Source organism: Paenibacillus sp. FSL P4-0127 (assembly GCF_038007325.1).
Lineage (GTDB): Bacteria > Bacillota > Bacilli > Paenibacillales > Paenibacillaceae > Fontibacillus > Fontibacillus macerans.
In genome coordinates, this window is sequence record NZ_JBBOWY010000002.1 from 936,828 (window position 1) to 959,103 (window position 22,276).

Genomic DNA, 22,276 nt, shown 5'->3' on the forward strand with positions numbered 1-22,276 from the left:
GGGAGGCGAGGATAGGGGCCAGCCATTGCCTCTGTTGCCGGAATAGCGGTAATTTATGGCGTTATTTTTAAAAAGTTCCGCTTCTGCATGAAATAGCGGAACTTTTGGGCCTTATCTGGGTAACAAGCATGGGAAAAGCCCCTCTTTGTCCACTTATTCCCAAATTAGCGGTAAAAAACTCCTCTATTTTAGTCAATTTACCTTTTTTGCTGAAAATAGGGACATTATTTACCGCTATTCCCCTGGCCACCTACAAAAACGCAGGCAGTGCGCCTTCTCCACATCCCAAGCAAAGGATCTCCGGAGGGGAGGCCTCCGGCCGGCGGTTTACCTCACTGCGCGGCACCCCGCAGATTTGTTCTATTTCTCGTCCAGCCACAAAATGGCGGTTACGCCGCGCGGGTAGTAGCGGCTGCCGCAAATGACGCCGGCCATCATCTGGTCGCTCCAGCTCCAGTAGGCGTTCTGCTCGGAGGTGAGCCAGGCGGCGTGCGCCGCGTCGGCGGCCCGGCCCTGCTCATCCCACGGCAGGCCAAGAATGCGGCGGGCGATGAACTGGCACAGGTAGATTTTGCTGAGCCAGGAATTGTTGCTCGTCGAGGACAGCTTCCAGCCGCCGTCTTCGAACAGGCAGACGCCGGGCTTCAGCACCGCGCGCAAATGCTCCGCCAGCGCCGCGATGTACTCGCCGAACCGGCCGCCTCTGTCCAGCGCCTCCCCGCATCCCGTATACAGCGGGAAAATCAAGCCTTCGATCGCCGGAATGATTTTCGAGTCGTTGTTCTCCTGAATCACGGCGGGAATGTAGCCGCCCGGCTGCATGTGAGCCACGATCGTCCGCGCGCACAGCTCGGCCTGCCGGCCGGCCAGCGCCGCCTGCTCTTCGCGGCCGTTATCCCGCAGCAGCTTCTCCATCGCCACGTAGGCGGCCCAGCTTTTGCCGGCCAAATAAATGTTGTTGCGCGCCTGACCGAGCGACACGTCCAGGCTGTCGTACGTGGTAATCTCCGCGCCGCCCATCGTCCGCGAGCTGTCCAGGCCCATGATGCCGGTCCGCTTGGCCGGGTCCGGTTGGTCGCGGTTTACCATGCTATCCAGACATTGCTCAAGCACGCCGAGGTTGCGGCTCAGCCACTCGTTGTCCCCCGTCTGACTCACATAAACGGAAGCGCACAGCACCCAGTTGACAAGCTGCTCATGCGTCATGTGCGAGAAGCAGTCGTCGATCGCATGCAGCTCATAAGCGGAGTAGCCGGGCCGGGAGAACGAATTGGCCACGCCCATATCATGCGTGAAGCTGATGCCCCCGGGATACACGGTATCATCGCCCGGAAGGCGGACCGTATCCTCGTAGCTGTAGCGGCGGGTGAACAGGTCGAGCTCGTTTTTGACCGTCCACGGGTTCATTTTCAGCTCAAAAAACAGCTGGTCAACCGTCAGATCAAACGTGTTCATCATCCGGTATTCGCCTTCGTTGACGATCCAAAGCGGCCGTCCCTCGTGGTCAAGCAGCTCGCTGGACCCGTAGTAGCTGCGAATGGCGTGCGCCAGCATAAACCGCTGATCCTCGTTCAGATGCGGAGCGTTCACCAGTTCTTCGGCTTGGCGCGCGGCTGCGAGCTTGCGGTCGAACTGCTCCAGCGCGTAAGCGGCCACTTCCTCGATATTGCCGAAAAACCGTGTGTAATAGTAGGACGTGTCCATCCCGGTAGTAACGTAACCGCCGCGGTAGAAGCAAAGCGCAAAGCGGTAAGTGGCTTTTTCGCCGGCCGGGGTATCCATCAACAGCGCGCCCACCGGACCGAGCCCGAACCGCAGGTTTTCCGGCACCTTCGGCTGCAGAATCGCTTCCATCGTGAAAAATCCGGCGCTCGCCACCCGCGGATCGTTTGAGGCAATCGCCGTGTTCCGGCCTTGGCCGACGCCGCAAATCCGCCCTTCGGTCGTGTCTTCCAGGCGGCGGACCGAAGTGTACGGGTCGGTGTTCTGGAAGCCGAAAAACGCTTTGCGCGCCGACTTGCCGCGGGTGTTGTCGACCGTAATTTCCGCCAGCACCGCTGGGCAAAGGGCGAAGCGGAGCTCCTCCTCCGCGGCGGCTGCCGGATCGGGCACCGGCCCGAACGGGGAGTACAGGCGGAACGTCAGATCGCCGGCCTGCCACTCGTCGGTCGCCACGCCAAACTTGCGGGTGATCTCCCCGCGCGCAAACGCAGCGATGATACCGCTGTCATTTTTTTGCACGGAATGCTGAAGTTCACCCTCATCTCCGCTATCCTCCGTCGTGTAACGGTCGCGTTCGTCCTGGCCTTCCCCGAAAAACGGCAAGGCCCGGTAGCGGTTCTGGCCGTCTTCCTGCAATCCGATGTATATATTCTGGTTGGGCGGGCTGCCAAGCTCCAGATCAAACCCGCCGCTTTTGCCGGGATACCCGAGCGTGAAGCTGGCGAAAGCGCCGACCGGCGAGTGATGCGCGTTGAAAAAAATATTTTTACCCAACTTGATTACCTCCTGTTATTTCGGTAAATGGTATGTTAGTTTGATTATATCAAGGGGTATTGGAGCCTCCTATGTCCAAACCGCCAATCAATTTACCCAAATCAATCAGAAAAAAGAAATTGACGGTAAAAGGAGAGTCGGTGTATGAATATGTCCGGAGAGCATCAGGTGGCCGAGTTTATGCTGCCCGATATGGATTCGACGTTCCGTTTGTTTGCCGCGCATATGCGGACGGTAACGAACGAATGGTCCTACCCGCGGCACAGCCATCCGCTGTTTGAAGTAAATTTGCTGCTGGAGGGGCGCCAGGAAATGATCGTGGGCGGCCAGCGCTACGTGCAGCAGCCGGGAGACTTGATGCTGCTGCGGCCCGAGGATGTGCACGAGAGCCGGGCGGCGGGGACGGGAAGAATGACGTACTACTGCCTGCATTTCAACGTGGACGACCCCGCCTTGCGGGAGGTGCTGTGCCGGGGCGAAGAGGTGCTGTACGCGGCGGCCAGCCCGTTGGCGAGGCAAATCCGCCCCAGCCTGGACAAGCTGATCGCGCTTACCTCGGGCGGCGCGGGCGTGAAGCTGGCCGACAAGATGCGAACCTTGGCGGCGCTGTTCGAGCTGTTCGCCGGCCTCAGCGACAGCTTGGCGGAAAGCGGCGGCGCCGGCGCTTCCGGCAGCCGCGTGCACCGCATCGCCGCGGAGATCGCCGCGGGCCTTACGCGCTGCGTTGAGGCGCCGGACGCCTGGAGCCGTCCGGCCGGGCTTGAGACGGCGGGCGGTGGCGGACACGGCGCAGGCGGCGGAAACGTGAGCGGCGATGGTGAAGGCGGCAGCGACAGCGGCGGCCGCGCGGGCGCAGTCGAGGACGCGGACGGAGCGCGGGACACCGTGGCGGCCGTGACCGCCGGCCTCGGGTACAGCGCCTCCTCCTGCAACCGCATCTTCCGCAGCGTGTACGGCATGTCTCCGCGGCAGTACCTGTCGGCGCTGAAGCTGAAAAAAGCCAAGCTGCTGCTGATGGAGCCGGAGCTGTCGGTGGAAGACGTCTCGCGGCGGCTCGGCTACAAGGACATCGCCCATTTCAGCCGGCAGTTCAAGCGCTGGACCGGCGAACCGCCCGGCAAATTCCGCGGGCGATATCATATTTGAGGGCGCCGGACGCGCGGCCGGCTTACGGAACCCAAAAATTGATCGAATGGAAAGGAATGAATTGTATGGCCCCTTACCGCAATCCCGTGATTCCGGGATTTTATCCCGACCCCAGCGTTTGCCGGGCGGGAGAAGATTATTATCTGGTAACGAGTTCTTTTGAATATTTTCCGGGGGTGCCGATCTTCCACAGCCGCGACCTCGTTCACTGGCGGCAGCTGGGTTATGTGCTGAACCGCCCGAGCCAGCTGCGGCTCGACAAAGCGAGAAGCTCGGGAGGCATCTACGCTCCCACGATCCGTTACCATCAGGGAAAGTTTTACGTGACGACAACGAACGTGACCGGAGGCGGGCATTTGTTGGTGCATAGCGGCGATCCGGCGGGGGAATGGTCCGACCCGGTATGGATCGATCAGCCGGGCATCGATCCGGATTTGTTTTTTGACGAGGACGGGACGGTGTATTTCTCGACCGCTTCGGGCCAGGCCGAAACCGGCATATACCAAAGCGTAATCGACCTTAAGACGGGAAAAAGATTAACCGAGCCGCAAATCATCTGGGACGGCAGCGGCGGCAAACATCCGGAGGCTCCGCATCTGTATAAAATCGGCGGGACCTATTATCTGATACTGGCCGAGGGCGGCACCGAATACGGTCACATGGTGACGATCGCCAGAGGCGACAGTCCGTCCGGTCCGTTTACCGGCTGCCCCGGCAATCCGATCCTGTCGCACCGCAGCAAGGCGAGTCCGATTCAGGCCACCGGGCACGCCGATTTGGTGCAGGCTCATGACGGCAGCTGGTGGGCCGTTTGTCTGGGGATTCGTCCGGTCGGTTATCCGAACCGGCACCATTTGGGACGGGAGACGTTCCTTGCCCCGGTGAAATGGAACGAGCAAGGCTGGCCGGAGATCGGGGAAGGCGGGATGATCGCGGAAAAAGTGGAAGCGGATACACTGCCGCTGCATCCGTGGAGCGAACAAACAGATCACCGCGACGATTTTACGGCAGCGGCCCCGGAATTGACCTGGAATTTCCTGCGGAATCCCCGTCCGGGCAGCTGGTCGCTGGAAGAACGCCCCGGCTGGTTGACCCTGCATGGTTTGCAGGTAACTTTGGACGATGAGGATGCGCCGGCGTTCCTGGGCAGACGGCAGCAGCATTTTGCCTGCCGGGCCGAGACGCTGCTGGAGTTTCCGCCCGCTCACGAAGGGGATGAGGCCGGGTTGACCGTGCTGATGAACCATCGCTTCCATTATGAAATCGCGCTGACGCGGACGGGCGGGGAACGCGTCCTAATTTTCCGCCGGCGGCTGGGCTCTTTGCGGAAAGTGGAGCACAGCGTCCCATGGGCAGGGGAGCGGGTGATTCTTGGCGTACAGGCCGATGCGGAAAATTACGTCTTTACATACGGCCATCCGGAACGGGAGGAAGAACGAACGATTCTGGGCAGGGGGGAGTGCATCATGCTGGCGACCGAGGTGGCCGGCGGGTTCACCGGGGTATTCTTCGGGCTGTACGCGGTCAGCGGCACCTCCGCTCCCGCAGCCCCGGCCCGCTTTGACTGGTTTGATTACATCCCGCTGGACTAGCGCAAAGGAGATGACCGAAGTGATCACGATGGTTATTGCCGACGATGAGCATATTACCCGCCTCGGTTTGCAATCGCTGGACTGGGAGTCCGAAGGATTCAGGCTTACCGGCCTTGCTTCTTCCGGCCCTGAAGCGCTCGATATGGTGCGTTCGCTGGCGCCCGATTTGCTGCTGACGGATATCCGGATGCCGGGTATGGACGGATTGTCCTTGATGAAGACGCTGAACCAGGAAAACCGCCCGGTCAAGGTCGTGTTCATTACGGCCTATCATCAGCTCGATTACGCCTTGTCGGCGATCGAACTGGGGGCGGTCGGCTTCGTGCTGAAACCGACCGATCCGGATGAGATCATGGCGGCTTGCAGGAAGGCCAAGCTGCAAATCGAAGCGGAGCGCGAGCAGGCGGCCGCCGAGCGCGATATGCGCCAGCAATTGAAGGAATATTCGCTCACCCTGCAGGGGAAGGTGCTGCCGGCCGCGGAAAACCATAATGCGGTCGTCGCACGGATGACGGATTACTTGGAGGCCCATTTCATGGAGGAGGTGACGATCGCCAAAATTTCCGAGGCGCTCCATTTTCATCCCGATTATTTGAGCCGATTGTTCAAAAAAGAGACGGGGGAGACCTTCAGCGATACGCTGACGCGGATCCGGCTGCAGAAGGCGATGGAATATTTGGCCGATCCGGACGTGAAAGTTTACGAGGCCGCTGCCAAGGTCGGCATCCGGGACGCCCGTTATTTTGGGCAGCTCTTTAAAAAGCGCTATGGACTTACGCCGCAGGAATTCCGCAGCAAACAGCTGGCCGGCGGGGAGAAATGAACATGGTCTTCGGTAAACTCGGGCGCAGGCTGATTCAGCGGGTCCATGATTTTAAAATCCGCAGCAAGCTGCTGGCGTCGTTTTTGCTGCTCATCTTGGTGCCGATCGCCCTGATCGGCACGTTGACTTATCAGAAGTCAAGATCGCTGATTCAGGAAAAAACGAACGATTATACGCTCGACTTGCTCAGCGAGGTCAGCAAAAATATCGAACTCCATCTGGTGGACATCGACCGGCTGTATCACACCGTTTTTACGAACGTGGATGTGCGGAACGCCTTGCGGGAAGCGAACAAAGGCTTCGACAGCCAGGTGGAATACGTGGCCGCGGCCAAGCGGATCAACCATTTTTTGGACAGCGTGATCATCGACCGGGACGAGGTGCAGTCAATTCAACTGTATTCTTTAAAGCCCTACCTGTTCCAATCCTCGGATCCGCCGTTGACCGAATTAAGCCGGGAAGAGTGGCGGAGCCTGCAAAAAAACGAAGGCAATCTGATTTGGATGGACCCCGAACCTTTGGTGCCCGCCGTCACGGCGGGCAGTTCCGTTTATGACATGGACAACCTGAAGAAATCGGGGTATTTTGTGCTGCATCTCCGCGAAAAGGCGCTTTATTCCATCTACGGCTCGATCCAGCTCGGCAAACAAGGGGAACTTTACATCATCAATCAGGGCGGGGTCATCATTTCCCATGGCGACAAGGAGCTGATCAATACGCGGCCTTCCGCAGCCTATATCGGCCAGGTACTGAGCGGCGGCAAACAGGGGAGCTTCAAGACGGCCCTGAACAACCAAAACGCTGTCGTCAATTACCGGATGATCGGGGAAACGGGGTGGCGGATCGTCAGCGTCATTCCCGCGACCGAATACGAAAACTTATCGATCCTCCTCAAAAACTGGATGCTTGTTCTTTTCGCTATTTTTATCACGGTGGCCGTAATTTTGTCCTATATCGTTTCCAACAGCATTTCCAAACCGATCCGCCAGCTTTCCGCCGTCATGAAAAACGTGGAAGGAGCTCGTTTGGACGCCCGCTTCGTGTACAACTCGCGCAACGAAATCGGACTGCTCAGCCGCAACTTCAACCGGATGGTCGACCGGATCAATCATCTGGTCAACAAGGTGTATCAGGAGGAGCTGCTCAAGCAGCAGTCTCAGCTAAAGTATCTGATGTTCCAGATCAACCCGCATTTCCTGTTCAACACGCTGGAGACGATCAACTGGCTGGCCCGCATTCAAGGAGCCCCCGAGGTCGGCAAGCTGTCCAAGGCGCTGGGCGATTTGATGCGGGAGGGGATCAAAGGGAAGGATTTTATTCCTTTGGTAAGCGAAATCGGCAATGTCGAGAAATACGTGTATATCCAAAAGCACCGTTTCGGCGACAAATTCGAAGTCGACACCGATATCGATCCGAATGCGTTGTCCCTGTCGGTCCCGCGGTTTATCTTGCAGCCGCTGGTCGAAAATGCGATCGTTCACGGGCTGGAGCTGGCGATGGACAAAGGGTTCATCGAGATAAGAGGGTACTTTGAACAGGGCCGGCTGCTGCTGACGGTGAGCGACAACGGCGGGGGGATGGAGCCCGCCAAGCTGGAGGAAATCAGGTCCGTACTGGACGGCGGTCCGGCGGATACGGCGGGCATCGGGTTGCTGAATGTTCATCAGCGGATTCAACTGCACTATGGAAAAGAATACGGGCTGCGGGTCGACAGCAGCTGCGGCGAAGGAACGGAAATTACGATCACGCTGCCCGGCATACCGGGCATGACAGGCCGGAATGAGCAGGAATCCAGCCCGGCTCCTTGAAAGAAGTCGGCGGCGGGGCAGGATAAGGGGCCGGTTCGGCATCAGGCAGCGGGCGGAATTGGGCAGCCGGCCCGAAATAGACGGTCCGTAATCCGGCAACGGGTCGGAATTTTCCACATCGAAGTCGGCGCCGCCTCGTTTTGGTTTGTTCCCCCGAACTTTATGATGAAAGAGTAACAGCGCGAGACAAAGGGAGGGTTCGATGGGATGAGTAGAAAAAGAATGAAAACCGCAAGCCTTGCGGCGTTTCTGACGCTAGTCGTCAGCTTAACCGCCTGCGGCGGCGGAAACGGCAAAGCTGCGGACAATACGAGCGGCGGCCCGTCCGCGGAAGGCGAGGGCAAAACCCGGATGGTGATGTACGACTGGCAGACGAGCGATACGGCCATGACCCGAATCGGCGAGGATTTGGCCAAGGAATTTAATGCGCTGCCCGATTCCGCCGCGCAAATTGAAATTCAGCATGTTCCCGGCGATCCGTATTATCCGAAAATCAATGCCGGACTTGCCGCCAACAACGGGCCGGATGTGTTTTCGCTGCATGCGGCCGGCAAAATGAAAACGTACGTGGATGCAGGACGGCTGTTGCCGCTGGACGATGCTTTCGCGGCCGACCCGGAATGGAAAGAGCGCTTTACATCCGGCGCGTTTAATCTGCTCTCGTTCGACGGCAAAACTTACGGCATACCCACGTCATTTTCGGCGGCGGTGCTGTTTTACAACAAAGATATTTTCGACAAATACGGTCTGAAGGCGCCCGCCACTTACAAGGAGCTGAAACAGGTGATTCAGGTGCTGACGGACAACAAAGTCACGCCGTTTGCTTTCGGTGCCAAGGAAGCGTGGACGAGTGCGTTGTTCAGCGAATTGGTCGCCAACCGGATCGGCGGAGACGAACCGTTTAACAAGATCATGAACGGCGGCGGCACCTGGGAAGACCTGTCCTACATCAAAACCGGGCGTATCATGCAGGAACTGGCCAAGCTCGGTGCTTTTCCCGAAGGCTTCCTCGGCATCGACAACAACGGCATGGTCAATCTGTTCAAAAATGGCGGGGCGGGGATGATGGTCACCGGCAGTTGGGCGATCAACCAGCTTACGGCGGACGATTCCAAAGTGAAAAGTGCCGTGGATATCGCCAAATTCCCGACGTTTGAAGGAGGAAAAGGCGACCTGGACACGTGGCTGGGCCAGCCGTCGTTTAACCTGGTGATCAACGCGAAAGCGAAAGATCCGGACGCGGCCATCCGCTTCCTGAAAACCTGGTCGGAGGACAAATACCAGAAGCGGATCGTCGAGGAAGGCGGGGATATCCCGGCCACCAACGTGCAGCTTGATCCGGAGAAAGTGCCGGAGCTGTCCCGGAAATTAAGCGATCAAATGTCGACGATGAAAGGCATGTTTATTTTCTATGATCAGGGTCTCGGCGCCCAAATCGGGGATGAATACAACAATACGATTCAGGCGATTTTGGCGGGGCAGTCGCCGGAAGAGGCGTTTAAGGAATTGCAGGCATACACCGAGCGTTATCGCGCCGAAAACAAGTAATGATAAACGGAGCGGGTTTACTTTTAGGGAATCCGCTCCCTTTCGGATAGGGTGGTCAATGATGGAAAAAGTGCTGCGAAACAGAATGTCCATTCTGCTCTTCATTCTCCCGGCTCTGCTGATTTATACCGCCGTCGTTTTTGTTCCGATCGTTTCCTCGGTGTACTTCAGCTTTTTCAGATGGGACGTTATCAGTCCGATGAAATTTATCGGCCTGGATAACTATACGCGGATGTTTACGCAAGACAACGTGTTTGGCGTCGGCGTCCGCAACATGCTGCTGCTGCTCGCGGTCAGCTTGGTGCTGCAGCTCGGTTTGGGGTTCGTTTTGGCCGTTTTTTTGAGCGGCAGGCTGCGGGGCAAGGAATGGTTTAAAAACGTCTTTTTCACCCCGGCGGTCATTTCCAGCGTTGCGGTCGGGATGATGTGGACCTTTATTTACGATCCGTCCATGGGGATTATCAATGCGCTGCTGCAGGCGGCGGGTCTGGAAGCGTGGGCCCGGCCGTGGCTGTCGGAGCCGAAAACGGCGATGTGGGCGATCGCGATCGTTACGTCCTGGCAGTTCGTCGGGTATACGATGATTTTGTTTATCGCGGCGATTCAGAACATTTCCGCCGACATTTTCGAGGCGGCGCGGATCGACGGGGCTACGGGCTGGAAGGTAGTCAAACACATCACGCTGCCGCTGGTCAAGCCGATTACGAAGGTGAACACGATTTTGATTTCGATCGGGTCGCTGAAGTTTTTCGATTTGATTTTTGTGATGACGGGCGGCGGTCCGGCCAACCGCACGCAGGTGCTTGCTTCCTATCTTTATTACCGGTCGTTCGACCAGTCGGAGTACGGTTACGGCGATGCGATGGCCGTCGTTTTGCTGGTCATGTGCCTGGTGGTTACCGTCATCATCAACAAGCTGTTCCGCATGACGGATCAGGAAAACTGAAAGGGGATGGCGTTCCCATGATGCTAAACGACATCGGCCGGCACCCTCTGAAAATGGTGCTGATCTACATTTTTCTTGGCATAGGAAGTTTGTTTTACCTTTATCCCCTGCTGTGGCTGGTTTTGAATTCTTTAAAACATACGCCGCAAATCTATGAAAATCCGTGGGGCTTTCCGGAGCAGTTCATCTGGAGCAACTACTCGGACGCCTGGACGACCGGGGGAACGGGAAAATATTTGTTCAACTCCGTGGTCATTACGGCCGTTACTTTGCTGATCGTGGTCGTGGTTAGCTCCATGGCGGCGTATGCGCTGGCCAAATTGCGCTGGAAAGCCTCGAAACTTACGTTAGGGTATTTTTTGATCGGGATGATGGTGCCGATTCACGCCACCCTGATTCCGCTATTCGTCTATTTCTCCAAAATCGGGATGATCAATTCGCAAGCCGGCCTGATCATTATTTACGCCGCGTTTGCGCTGCCCGCCGCGATTTTGATTTTATGCGGCTTCCTTGGAGCGATTCCGAACGAGCTGATGGAAGCCGCCGTGATCGACGGATGCTCCGTTTACGGGATGTTTTGGCGGATCATTTTGCCGGTGGCCAAATCGGCGCTGATGACGATCGTCATCTTCAGCTTCGTCAGCATCTGGAATGAGCTGCTCGTGGCGCTCGTTTTTATATCGGACCCGTTGAAAATGACGCTGCCGGTCGGCCTGTCCAACTTCAAGGACCAGTATACGACCGATTATGCCCCGATGTTTGCGGCGATTCTGATGGCGACGATCCCGACGATTACCGTCTGCGCCATTTTCAGCAAGCGGATTATGTCCGGAATGGCGGAAGGCGCGATCAAGGGGTAGCCGGAAGTGCGCTGTTTGCGGACGTGGGGAAAAAGTTATACCGCTAAAACTGCCGCCGATTGGGGCAGTCGATATGCCACCGCATTTTGGCGAACATCGCTTGCACTTTTTCTGCATTTCACGAACGCCTTCGGGCGTTTTTTGTCCGTTTATTGCTGAATTTACGACTCAACTTTCGCAGTAAAAAAATCGGCAGACAAGCCTTGATTGTAGCTGGGCAAAGCAGCAATCCATTGCCGGAATTGACGCTGAATCAAAGGCGGACACTTTTGCACCGTAGTCGTTTCGAGCTGTGTCACAAATCGACGCCAGGTGAAGGGGCTAAAGGGACTGTCTAAAGGGTTCGTGTCTTGGTGTTCCTGCCTGTTGCCTGCTGCCTGCCTTTGCACGATTATTCCTTTCGTTCAGGGAGCAGGGGGGCTAGAGCAAAGGGGGCAAAAAAAGAGGGAAGAAAAAAACAAAAAAGATGAGGAAAAAATGAGGCGGTTCAGGTGAGATTTTTGGCTTGATAAGGGAACGTGCGTTTGCTATAATGAAATAAATGGAACCTATGTTCGTATATTCTTGATTCGGGGGGACGAGCGGATATGGAAGTCAATACGGGAACGGAACTTCAGCCATTCAGCAGCCGTTTTAACAGCGAGCAGGACTGCATGGAGGCGCTGATCGCGATGAAGTGGCCAAACGGCTTCGTCTGCCCGCGTTGCGCTCACACCCGGTGCAGCTATCTGACCTCCCGGCATATCCCTTTGTTCGAGTGCGGAAAGTGCAAGCATCAAACATCGCCTTTGGTCGGCACGATTTTTGAAGGAACGCATCTGCCCTTGCTCAAGTGGTTCGAGGCCCTGGATTTATTCCTGCTGGAGGGCGGCATCTCGGCGCTGCGGCTGAGCAAGGTGATCCGGGTCGCCTACAAAACCGCCTGGTCGATGCTGCACAAAATACGTCATGCCGTGGGGGAGTTTGATGCCCGGGAGCTGCTCTCCGGAGACGTGAAGGTGAACAGCGATCAGTATGGGCGTAATCCGTCCCGGTGTCAGGTTTCGCATCCGTACGCCTCGGCGGTCGTAGCGGGCTGCACGGTCAAGGATTCGGGCGAGCCGGAGCGGGTCAAAATCCGCCTGGTGCCGCATAAGCGGGGAGGCGAAAAAAGGGCAAACCGTCACGATCTAAACACGTTTATCAATGGGCATGTGGATGTCTGTACATCGGAGGTGCAGTTGTTCCCTCAGGCCTTTCGGCTGTATGCGCCCTTGCGGAAAGTGGTGAGAGAGGCGTGGGAATCGCTGAAGAGTACGTATGGAGCCTTGGGGCTGAAGCATCTGCAGGCGTACCTAAACGAATACACCGGACGCCGCCGGTTGCGCCTGCAAGGAGGACGGCCCGGAGCGGAAGAAACGATGCGGCAGCAGTTACTGCAAATGTGTGTGGCGATTCGGGCGATCCCTTACCGCCGGCTAATCGCGCGCCAACCGAATCAGCCCCTTGCGGCTGCGGCCTGATCGGGACGCTGGAAACGATGGGGGGAGTTTGATGCAGAACAACTTAATGGGTAGGGGTTAGCATGAACAGTGCGAGCGTTGCTGCAGATGGAAGGGTTCAGGATACAGCATAATCACGGTCATTTCGTTTCCCTCGCGTCTTGTCCTTGATCTTCTCTTGTCCGGTCTGTTTCACCTCCTCGAAACCTGATTTCTTCTCCTATGGCCTATGCCCGTCTAAATTATCTCGAACCTATCTGCTTCTCCACCAAATTTTCTTCTCCCGAGCTTGTCTGTTTCTCTGATGCATGATCAACTCTCAGCTACCTGATCAAACGGGATAATCGTGCAAAGCCTCCGGACAGGTAGTGTTGATCTGCCGCTCCTTCCCCCACTTCCCTATCCTCAAGCATTCAACGCAGGGGCCAAGCTGATGTTTGTTCTGCGAAAGTTGAGTTATGAATCTATATCTATTAACAATTATTTTACAAAAATTCAGAAAAAAAGCGTTCTCCGATAACAATTCCCCGCTAAACTTCTATGAAAATATGATAGATGAAGTTAGGGAGGAATCGGTTTGACGAAAAGAGGTTCAAAAGCGGTTTCAACACTTTTGGCTGCGGCGTTACTCGTCAGCTTGGCAGGTCCGGGCGAATGGGCGGCCGCTGCGGAAAGCTCTGCCGCGGAAAACTCTCAGGTGACGCAGTCGGCCCACGGCTCGGAGGGAGCAGGAGGGGATGGGGCGGGTGCAAACGCCCCCCAAGCGGAGGATAGCGCCGCCGAAACAAACGCCGTCCAACCTGAAGCTGCCCCCGCCGGTACGGATGCGGCCGGGACCGGCGGCACCGCCGGCCAGGCCCTGCTTGCTGCGGATGACGGGCTCGGTATTGCCGCGCAAAATTTGCCGCAAGCCGTTGTCGGCTCGCCATATTCGGCGACGATCGCCGTTTACGGCGGTGAGCCGCCTTATGGCTTTGCGGCGGAAGGGCTTCCGAACGGGCTCGTTTTGGATGCTCAAAACGGGAAGATAACGGGAACCCCTGCTGCCGGCACGGAAGGCACCCATGAAATTAAAGTAACCTTGACGGACAGCGCGGCCGAACCTAGCCGGGCAGAAGCGGTTCTGCAGTTGACGGTTGCCGCCGGCCAGAAGCAGGCCCCCCTGGAGGACACGCTGCAGATCCGAAAAATCGCTTCTTATTCCGTGGGGGCTGCAAACGAGGACGGCGGTGTCGCCGAAATCGTCAAATACAACAAGGACAACGGAAAGTTTTATCTGGTAAACGGGTCGTCCGAACCGCCGAGCATCGATATCGTTCCGCTGGCGGAAGGCGGCACGCTGACAAGGGAGAAAACGGTCGATGTCAAAAGCCTCGTTGAGAAGAACGGTTTTACATTCGGCGATTTGACGAGCCTTGACATTAACACGGCCACGAAAAAGATCGCCGCCGCCGTGCAGGAAGCCGATGCGGCCAAAAGCGGCAAAATCCTCGTGCTCGATTATGACGGGAATTTGCTGGATGAATACGAAGCCGGCGTTCAGCCCGACATGGTCAAGTATACCTCGGACGGCCGGTACATTTTGACGGCGGACGAGGGCGAGCCGCGCGAAGCCGGGATCGACCCCGAAGGCAGCGTTACGATCGTCGATACGGCGCAGGGGCAAATCCGCCGCGTGAAGTTCGACGATCCGTCCGTGATCGATGATCTGGTGCATATCCGGGGCAAGGCCGACGCCGATGGCATGATTGCCGGCAGCGGCGCCAAGGAAGACGCCGTCTTCGACCTGGAGCCCGAATATATCGCGCTCTCCGGCGACGAGACTACGGCATACGTATCCTTGCAGGAGAACAACGCGATTGCCGCGATCGATATCGGCAAAGCGGAGGTTCTTTACGTTCGCGGGCTTGGGTTTAAGGATTTGAGCGACCCGAACAACGCTTTGGACCTGATTGAAGACCAAATCATCAATCTGGAAAACGTGCCGTTCAAAGGGATGTACATGCCGGACGGCATCGATGCCTACACGGTAGGCGGAAAAACATATTTGTTCACGGCCAACGAAGGTGACGGAACCGAATGGCCGGGGCGCACCAACGTAACTAAAATCAAAAAGCTGAAGGGGCTGGATCCGGACTCGCAAGCGGGACGCTTTTTACAAGAAAACGGTTCGCGTTACGGCGAGGTGGAAACGGCCAGCGATATGGGCCCGGACGGGGTCTATCTATATGGAGCACGCTCGTTTTCGGTGTGGGATGCCGACACCATGCAGCAGGTATACGATAGCGGGAACGATTTTGAACGGGTGACGGCCGAGCGGCTGCCGGACTATTTTAACTCCAACCACAGCAAAGCGAATTTCGATAAACGGAGTCCGAAAAAAGGCCCCGAGCCCGAATACGTTACCGTCGGCCAAGTCGGGAGCAAAGCATTTGCTTTTACCGGGCTTGAGCGAATCGGCGGGGTGATGGTTTACGACGTGACCGATCCGGAAAAACCGGTCTTCGCCAACTACACGAATACGCGCGACTTTAACGCGGGGCTGAACACGGATACCGGGCCGGAGGGGCTGGAGTTTGTGCCGGCTGTTGAAAGCCCGACGGGGCTGCCATTGCTGCTGGTCGCCAACGAAGTAAGCGGCACGGTAGCGGCTTTGGAGCTGCAGGTGACGAAGGTGAGCCTGGATAAAACCTCGCTGACACTCACCGCAGGCGGCGCGGCGGAAAAATTGACGGCAACGGTGACGCCGGCCGGCGGTTCGGCAGGCAGCGGGGGAAAGGTCGTTTGGTCGACTTCCGATTCATCCGTCGCTGCCGTTGACGCGGACGGAACCGTTACGCCGGCGGCAGCCGGGCAGGCCGTAATTACCGCGTTAAGCGAAGACGGCTACGGCGTGGCCGAAGCTCAGGTGACGGTACGGCCCGCGCAGGATGGCGGGGACACCTGGAAGCTGACGGTGATGCACACGAATGACACGCATGCGCATTTGGACGATGTGGCCAGACGCGCCACGCTGGTGAAGCAAATCCGCGCCGAGGGCGGCGACAGCTTGCTGCTGGACGCCGGGGATGTTTTTTCCGGGGATTTGTATTTCACCAAATGGCAGGGCCTAAGTGATCTTGAATTTATGAATTACATGGGATATGACGCCATGACTTTCGGCAACCATGAGTTCGATAAAGGTACGAGGGTGCTGGCCGATTTCATCAAAAAAGCCCGGTTTCCGCTGGTCAGCTCCAATATCGCTTTCAGTAAGGACAGCAACATCGCGCCGCTCCTGAAATCGCCGGCCAACATTGACGTAAGCGCGCCGAAAACGACGGAGCACGCGGGCGTTTATCCTTATGTCGTTCTTGAAGTAGGGGGCCACAAGGTCGGGGTGTTCGGCCTGACGACGGAAGATACGGCTTATACGTCCAGCCCGGGCAAGGACGTGACGTTCAACGAAGCGGTTCAAGCCGCTGAAGCGACCGTCGCCGCCATGCAGCGGGACGGACTGAATATCATCATCGGCCTCTCGCATCTCGGGTACGCACGGGATCAGAAGCTGGCCGCCGAAGTTGAAGGCATCGATTTGATCGTTGGCGGTCATACGCATACGAAGCTGGACGCGCCGGAAATTGTCACCGACAGCGTCCATCAAACGCCGACCGTCATCGTTCAGGCAAACGAATGGGGCAAGTACCTCGGCCGGGCAGACCTGGTGTTCGATGAGCAAGGCCGGGTTTTGACGGGTCCCGGACAAACGTCGGGCAGCCTGGTTCCGGTGAACGGCCAGGTTGCCGAAGACGCCGCAGCGAAGGCGATGCTTGATCCTCTCAAGGCGGAGCTCGAAGAATTGAAGAAGCAGGTGATCGGAACGGCGGCGGTCGTTCTTGACGGTGAACGTGCCAATGTGCGTTCTAAGGAAACGAACCTGGGCAATCTGATCGCCGACGGCATGCTGGCCAAAGCGCAGCAGCTCAAAGGAACGCAAATCGCCATTATGAACGGCGGCGGAATACGCGCCTCCATCGACCAAGGCGAGATCACGATGGGCGAACTGCGGACGGTGATGCCGTTCGGCAATACGCTGTACGTGCTGGACGTCACCGGGAAGCAGTTGAAGGATGGATTGGAAAACGGAATCAGCGGAGCCAAGTTGACCGACCTTCCGGGAAAATTCCCGCAAATCGCCGGCATGAAGTTTAAGTGGGATCCCGCCCAGCCGGCAGGAAGCCGTGTTTTTGACGTACAAATCAAGCAAGGCGGCGCTTATGTTCCGTTAAATCTGTCTTCCACTTACCGGCTTGCGACCAACAGCTTCGTGGCGAACGGCGGGGACGGCTACAGCTCCTTCGCCGAAGCGATCGCCGCCGGGGCTTACCACGAGGATCTGGGGTATCCCGATTACGAGATTTTTATCGAGAATATCGGGCGGCTGGGTGGTACGGTCTCTCCGGTCGTGGATGGCCGGATCGTCGAGCGGGCGAAGCCAAGCGGCGGCAGCGGCGGTAACGGCGGCGGCAGTGGTGGTAGCGGCGGCAGTGGCGGCAGTGGCGGGAAGGGTTCGTCAGGATCCGGAGGGGCGCCCACCCCGGGAACGGCTACTCCGTCCGGGGAATCCGCCTCCGGAAATGCGGCGTATGAGCTTGTGGGCGATATGCTGCAGGTTGAAGTTGTCCGCAGCGCCGACGGCCAGACGGTGAATCAGGTCTCCGTCAAGCCTGAGGTGTTGAAGAACGTACTAGCGGCAGCCGCCTCAAGCAGCCGGGGCGAACTGGTGGTGAAGCTGACGGACCTCGAGGGGGGAACCGTGATTTCCCTGCCTGCGGATACGCTCCTTTCGGTTAATAAAGACGGGGCTGTAAACGGGAATGTAACGCTGGCCATTCGTACCGCGCTGGCAAGCTATAGAATCCCGCTTCAGGCGATCATTTCGGGTAGTTCCGGTTTCATCGGCACCGGCGCATCAAGTTCATCCGGGGCGGGTGCATCCATACGAATTTCCATTTTATCGGCCAAAACGTCCGAACAGGCGGAGATCGCCAAGGCCGCCGCGAATCAGGGAGTAACCCTTACGGGCTCTGCGACAATCGGGTTCAAAGTGCTGCTTCTTACTGCGGACGGTCAGGAGCGGGAAATCACGGATTTCGGGAACACGTACCTCAGCCGAACGATCTCGCTGCCGGGCGGAGTCGATAGTGGTTTGGTAGCAGCGGTTATGTACAATGAAGCGGCCGGAAAACTGGTTTTCGTTCCCGCAGTCAAGGTTATGGCGGACGGCAAACCTGCTTTAGAGCTGAAGCGTCCGGGCAATAGCTTGTATACACTGGTCAGCGGCAGAAAACGGCAGTTTACCGACGTAAACGGGCATTGGGCGGAGCAAGCCATCGGCAAGCTGGCCTCCAAGCTGCTTGTGGAAGGCGTGAGCGAAACCCGCTTCGAGCCCGGACGGGAAATGACGAGAGCGGAATTTACGGCGCTGCTGGTTCGCGGGCTGGGGTTGACTCCGGCGCAAGAGGCGAACGTATTCAGCGATGTAGGGGCGGGAAATAGTCTCGCCGCTGAAATCGCGGCCGCGGTCGAATTCGGTCTCGTTACTCCGGATGCAACCGGCGCGTTTAAACCGAATGAACGCATTACCCGGGCGGAGATGGCCGTAATGGTTGCGAAAGCGATGCGGCTGGTTAAGAACGGAAATGAGGGTACAGATGGCGGGGGTTCTGCCGGAACAAGCACCGATACCGCTTTGCTGGCCCGTTTCACGGACCGTCCGGCGATCCCGGATTGGGCCGCGGCAGACGTGGCCCGGCTGGTTGAGCAAGGGATCATGCAGGGCGATAATCGCGGAACTTTTGCCCCGAACGGACATACCACCCGGGCTCAGGCGGCCCTCCTGCTGATGCGGATGCTGCAGGCGCTGCAGTTTATCGATTAATATATTAAGAGCGAATAATATATAAAGAGCAAAATGTAAAAGGGATGCGGCATTCGTTTGCCGCATCCCTTTTTGTCGCCTTAGGTGTGTCTTAAGTTCGCTTTAAGTTCGCTTTAAATGCGCTTTAAATGCGCCTTAAGTGCGCTTTTAGGTGTCTGTTATGTGCTTATTTATGCTCCCGCCCCTCCCGTGATTGGAAAAATCCAATAGAATGGAATTCGACTGGCAAGCTCCTACTTGCTCGCCCCCAGCTACTTCACAAAATGGGACACCACAAACACCGCCGGGGAGTTCCAGTAGATCGTCACTTCATTGCCGGCGTAGCTAAGCGCGTCGTCGATGAAGCAGGCGGCCGGCGGTTTGCCCTGCAGATGCTCCTGCATGCAGTCGTCGTTCAGCCCGCGGTTGGGGCCGCCGGCCACTAAGCCGGGCACCGGATCTTCCACGCCGTCGCCGACGGAAGGGCGGTGGTGCGGATGCCGGACCGCCCGGTCGCCAAAGCCGGTGACGTAGCTGTAGTCCAGCACGTTGCGGCCGAGCAAATAGTGCACATGCTCCAGCGCCAGTGCCTGATAGCGGGCTTCGCCGCTAACCCTTGCGGCGATCAGCAGCAGCATCGCCCGGTTCAGGAGCACCATGTTGCTGCCCCAAATATAGTCCTCAGGCCGCAGCGAGGTCAGATAGCCGTCCTCGGCGCAGCGCCGGGCCAGTCTTTCCGCCTCTTCAAGCAAACCTGCCTCCAGCGAGGCCCGGAGCGCGGCGTCAGCCATCGCTTTTTCCCCGAACAAGTAGGCGATCGTCCCGTAGCCGCCCATATCGGCCCAGCCCAGCTCGTATTTCGGAAAAGATTCCGCCGCCAGCTTCCGGAACGCCTCGTGATAGGCCGCTTTCCCCGTCGTCCGGAACAATTCGCCGGCGGCCCAGTACCGCTCGTCAAGGTCGACCGGGTCCCCGTATTCGCCCGTGGCGATGTCGGGCGGATTTTTGAAGCCGGGGTTTTCCGGCGACGCGGGATGCCGCTTAAGCCACTCCCACGCACGTTCCGCCGCAGCCAGGCAGCGGTCCGCGAACGCCTCGTCGAACGTCCGGTACACCCGCGCCGCCAGCGCCATGACCCCGGCGAAGCAGCCGGTCGCCGTAGCGGAGACGGGCATAAAATACAGCTCCGCCCGGTCGTCCTCGGGCATTACGTCCAGCGCCGGAAATTGCTTTGTCGTGAGCTTGTGAAACGCTCCGCCCGTGTGCTCGTCCTGCATTTTCAGCAGCCACTCGAGCTCGTAGCGGCATTCGCGCAGGACATCCGGCGTCACGCCGTCCGTCTCCGGCAGCGGAACCGGCTTTTGGAACGCCTGCGGCGCCAATTCGTAAGCCAGCAGCAGATCGGCTGCCGCCTTGGCTCCCGGTCCGGTGTATTTGCCATAATCACCGGCATCATGCCAGCCGCCGGAGCTGTCCCGCCTCCGGTCCGGCTCGCCGTAAACGATGCCCTCCGCCGTATGGCAGGCGGCGTGCGTCCACGGGCCGGCATACGGCTCCTCCAGTCCAGTGCCGCAGCGGAAGTAATAAAAAGCTTTGAGCAGACCGTATTGGAGTTCTGTATACGGGTTGCTGCTAATCTTAAACGAAGCGGATTTTTCCCCATTCAGTCTGACAAAGTAGCTGCCTTCCTCCGAACAAGCGGTAAAATCGCCCCGGCTGACGGCGATTCCCGATGCTTCATCATCCAGCGGCGGTTCGGTTTCCCCTCGGTAAACGGCTTCCCCGTCCGATTCCCGGACGACCTCAAACACTCCACCCTGGCCTGCATGGATGAAGGTCTTGCGGGCGTCCGGCGGATAGCCGAGCTGATTCACCGTAATACCCCGCGGCGCCATGCCGTGCCCAGCAGGTTCATTCATCAACATCCCCTCCTTAGAAAGGTAGTTCAAAAAGCCATCTTTTGATCACGAAGCAGATCACGAAGCAGATCATGCAGCGGAAGCGGCGTTGAAATCGTAATCGCTTTCATGCATCTATCTTCATATTTGCATGCCGCGTGAATCTTGGCAAGGCGCAAAAAAGCGGCAATCATGAATATTTTGCAAAATTTGGAATGAAACTAACCGGGATAACGTTTGCGGGAGGTGCCGGGGATGAGCAATGACACACCGATATTAAAAAAGCTGGCCCATAACGAACAGCAGCTTCGCCAGTCGTTTGACCGCTGCTCCGACATCGTGTTCCGTCCGGTTTCCGTACATGGTGCGGAAGTCATCTTATTAATCTATACGGAAGGAATGACCGATACCCAACTGCTGGATCAGATCCTGCTTCGCCTTTGGCTGAGCGAGGGGGAAGCGGAGCGGCTCCCCAAGCCGGAACAATTCGGCAGGTTTGTTGAGGACGCGCTGGCGGCGGCTGCCCAGGTGAAAAAGACTTCCCAATACGCTTCCCTGATCGAAGGGGTATTGGAGGGGCAGACGGCGATTTTGTTCGAAGGGCAAAGCTATGCGCTGCTTGCCGATTTAACCAAAATGGAGCAGCGGGGCATCGAGGAGCCCCCTTCCGAAAAGGTGGTGCGCGGACCGCGGGACGCTTTTACGGAAACGATCAGCGTCAACACGTCCCTGCTGCGCCGAAGAATCCACAGCCCCAGCCTTAAGATGGAGTCGATGTCGATCGGCCAACTGACGGGGACCGAAGTGAAGCTGGTTTATATGGAGAACGTTGCCAAGCCGTCGCTGGTCGAAGAGGTCCGGAAACGTCTGGGCAAAATCCGCATCGATGCGTTAAACGGCTCCGGGATTTTGGAGGAATTGATCGAAGAGCAGCCCTACTCCCCGTTTCCGGAAATTCAAAATACGGAACGGCCCGATGTGGCCGCAGGGTCGCTGCTGGAGGGCAAAGTCGTTATTTTGATGGATAACAGCCCGTTCGCCCTGATTTGTCCGATGACCTATTGGTCCGGTTTGCAGTCGCCCGAAGATTATCACGAACGTTTTATCTACACCACCTTTGTCCGCTGGGTCCGTTATATTTTTGTCCATACTTCCTTGCTGCTGCCTTCCCTTTACGTCGCGCTGACGACGTTTCATCCGCAAGTGCTGCCGACATCCCTGCTGGTCAGCGTGGCGTCGGCCCGGGAGGGCGTTCCGTTTCCGGCGGTGTTCGAGGCGCTCTTGATGGAGTTCCTTTTCGAAGGGCTCAGGGAAGCGGGGATCCGTCTTCCGAACCAAATCGGATCGGCGGTAAGTATTGCCGGAACCCTGGTTATCGGTCAAGCGGCCGTGGAAGCCGGAATCATCTCGGCGCCGATGGTCATTATCGTGGCTACCACGGGGATCGCTTCCTTTGCGTTTCCCCGTTACAATCTGGGAACCGCCTACCGGATGCTGCGCTTCCCGTTGTTGATCGTTTCCGGCATGTTCGGTTTTTACGGGATCGTGTTGTTTATTACCGCATTGACGATTCATTTGGTATGTCTTAAGTCCTTTGGCGTTCCGTACATGACCCCGCTTGGTCCCAGCACGGTTTCCCGGGAAAGCGCCGACGATGTGCTGGTGCGGGGACCGACCTGGAACATGCCCAAAACGCAGCGGCATTCCCTAACGAGAGCGAGCGCGGACCCTATGCCGGGCGCAAACGATGCGGGCAAGAAAAACAAGGAGTGAGACCAT

General features: G+C 57.6%; 12 protein-coding genes. 10 read left to right on the forward strand and 2 right to left on the reverse strand.

What is annotated here, in order from left to right:
* Positions 1 to 360: 360 nt before the first annotated feature.
* On the reverse strand, positions 361 to 2,496 hold the full coding sequence (locus NYE74_RS30545) for a glycoside hydrolase family 52 protein (protein ID WP_036625430.1): 2,136 nt from the start codon (positions 2,494 to 2,496) through the stop codon (positions 361 to 363).
* Between the two features lie 144 nt (positions 2,497 to 2,640).
* Here NYE74_RS30545 and NYE74_RS30550 point away from each other — a divergent pair, with 144 nt between their 5' ends.
* The 9 genes from NYE74_RS30550 to NYE74_RS30590 all read left to right on the forward strand — a co-directional run bounded on the left by NYE74_RS30550 (position 2,641) and on the right by NYE74_RS30590 (position 18,620).
* On the forward strand, positions 2,641 to 3,642 hold the full coding sequence (locus NYE74_RS30550; protein WP_036625429.1) for an AraC family transcriptional regulator: 1,002 nt from the start codon (positions 2,641 to 2,643) through the stop codon (positions 3,640 to 3,642).
* Positions 3,643 to 3,698: 56 nt separating this feature from the next.
* The gene (locus NYE74_RS30555; protein ID WP_445323432.1) at positions 3,699 to 5,234 is read left to right on the forward strand and encodes a glycoside hydrolase family 43 protein; all 1,536 of its coding nucleotides are present in this window, start codon (positions 3,699 to 3,701) and stop codon (positions 5,232 to 5,234) included.
* A gap of 28 nt (positions 5,235 to 5,262) precedes the next feature.
* Positions 5,263 to 6,057: a response regulator transcription factor gene (locus NYE74_RS30560; protein ID WP_270620213.1), complete on the forward strand. Its 795-nt coding sequence runs from the start codon at positions 5,263 to 5,265 to the stop codon at positions 6,055 to 6,057.
* Between the two features lie 2 nt (positions 6,058 to 6,059).
* Complete coding sequence (locus NYE74_RS30565) at positions 6,060 to 7,865, forward strand: sensor histidine kinase (RefSeq protein WP_036625425.1); 1,806 nt, start codon at positions 6,060 to 6,062, stop codon at positions 7,863 to 7,865.
* Positions 7,866 to 8,072: 207 nt separating this feature from the next.
* Positions 8,073 to 9,413, forward strand: coding sequence for an ABC transporter substrate-binding protein (locus NYE74_RS30570; protein WP_082207906.1), 1,341 nt, complete (start codon positions 8,073 to 8,075; stop codon positions 9,411 to 9,413).
* A gap of 61 nt (positions 9,414 to 9,474) precedes the next feature.
* Positions 9,475 to 10,359, forward strand: coding sequence for a carbohydrate ABC transporter permease (locus tag NYE74_RS30575; RefSeq protein ID WP_036625423.1), 885 nt, complete (start codon positions 9,475 to 9,477; stop codon positions 10,357 to 10,359).
* A 17-nt stretch (positions 10,360 to 10,376) separates the two neighbouring features.
* Entirely contained in the window at positions 10,377 to 11,219 is an 843-nt protein-coding gene (locus NYE74_RS30580; protein WP_036625421.1) for a carbohydrate ABC transporter permease, read from the forward strand.
* Positions 11,220 to 11,806: 587 nt separating this feature from the next.
* On the forward strand, positions 11,807 to 12,721 hold the full coding sequence (locus NYE74_RS30585) for a transposase (RefSeq protein WP_051985666.1): 915 nt from the start codon (positions 11,807 to 11,809) through the stop codon (positions 12,719 to 12,721).
* A gap of 556 nt (positions 12,722 to 13,277) precedes the next feature.
* Complete coding sequence (locus NYE74_RS30590; protein ID WP_341005485.1) at positions 13,278 to 18,620, forward strand: choice-of-anchor I family protein; 5,343 nt, start codon at positions 13,278 to 13,280, stop codon at positions 18,618 to 18,620.
* Between the two features lie 251 nt (positions 18,621 to 18,871).
* On the opposite strand, the gene NYE74_RS30595 is transcribed toward NYE74_RS30590, so the two are convergent.
* Positions 18,872 to 20,518: a glycoside hydrolase family 9 protein gene (locus NYE74_RS30595; RefSeq protein ID WP_230877275.1), complete on the reverse strand. Its 1,647-nt coding sequence runs from the start codon at positions 20,516 to 20,518 to the stop codon at positions 18,872 to 18,874.
* Between the two features lie 234 nt (positions 20,519 to 20,752).
* On the opposite strand from NYE74_RS30595, the gene NYE74_RS30600 reads away from it, so the two are divergent.
* Positions 20,753 to 22,270, forward strand: coding sequence for a spore germination protein (locus NYE74_RS30600; RefSeq protein ID WP_051985665.1), 1,518 nt, complete (start codon positions 20,753 to 20,755; stop codon positions 22,268 to 22,270).
* The last annotated feature ends 6 nt before the right edge of the window (positions 22,271 to 22,276 follow it).

Coding starts and splice junctions, on each gene's coding strand:
- NYE74_RS30550 (WP_036625429.1), top strand. CDS start 2,641: ATGAATATGTCCGGAGAGCATCAGGTGGCCGAGTTTATGCTGCCCGAT.
- NYE74_RS30555 (WP_445323432.1), top strand. CDS start 3,699: ATGAATTGTATGGCCCCTTACCGCAATCCCGTGATTCCGGGATTTTAT.
- NYE74_RS30560 (WP_270620213.1), top strand. CDS start 5,263: ATGGTTATTGCCGACGATGAGCATATTACCCGCCTCGGTTTGCAATCG.
- NYE74_RS30565 (WP_036625425.1), top strand. CDS start 6,060: ATGGTCTTCGGTAAACTCGGGCGCAGGCTGATTCAGCGGGTCCATGAT.
- NYE74_RS30570 (WP_082207906.1), top strand. CDS start 8,073: ATGAGTAGAAAAAGAATGAAAACCGCAAGCCTTGCGGCGTTTCTGACG.
- NYE74_RS30575 (WP_036625423.1), top strand. CDS start 9,475: ATGGAAAAAGTGCTGCGAAACAGAATGTCCATTCTGCTCTTCATTCTC.
- NYE74_RS30580 (WP_036625421.1), top strand. CDS start 10,377: ATGATGCTAAACGACATCGGCCGGCACCCTCTGAAAATGGTGCTGATC.
- NYE74_RS30585 (WP_051985666.1), top strand. CDS start 11,807: ATGGAAGTCAATACGGGAACGGAACTTCAGCCATTCAGCAGCCGTTTT.
- NYE74_RS30595 (WP_230877275.1), bottom strand. CDS start 20,518: ATGAATGAACCTGCTGGGCACGGCATGGCGCCGCGGGGTATTACGGTG.
- NYE74_RS30600 (WP_051985665.1), top strand. CDS start 20,753: ATGAGCAATGACACACCGATATTAAAAAAGCTGGCCCATAACGAACAG.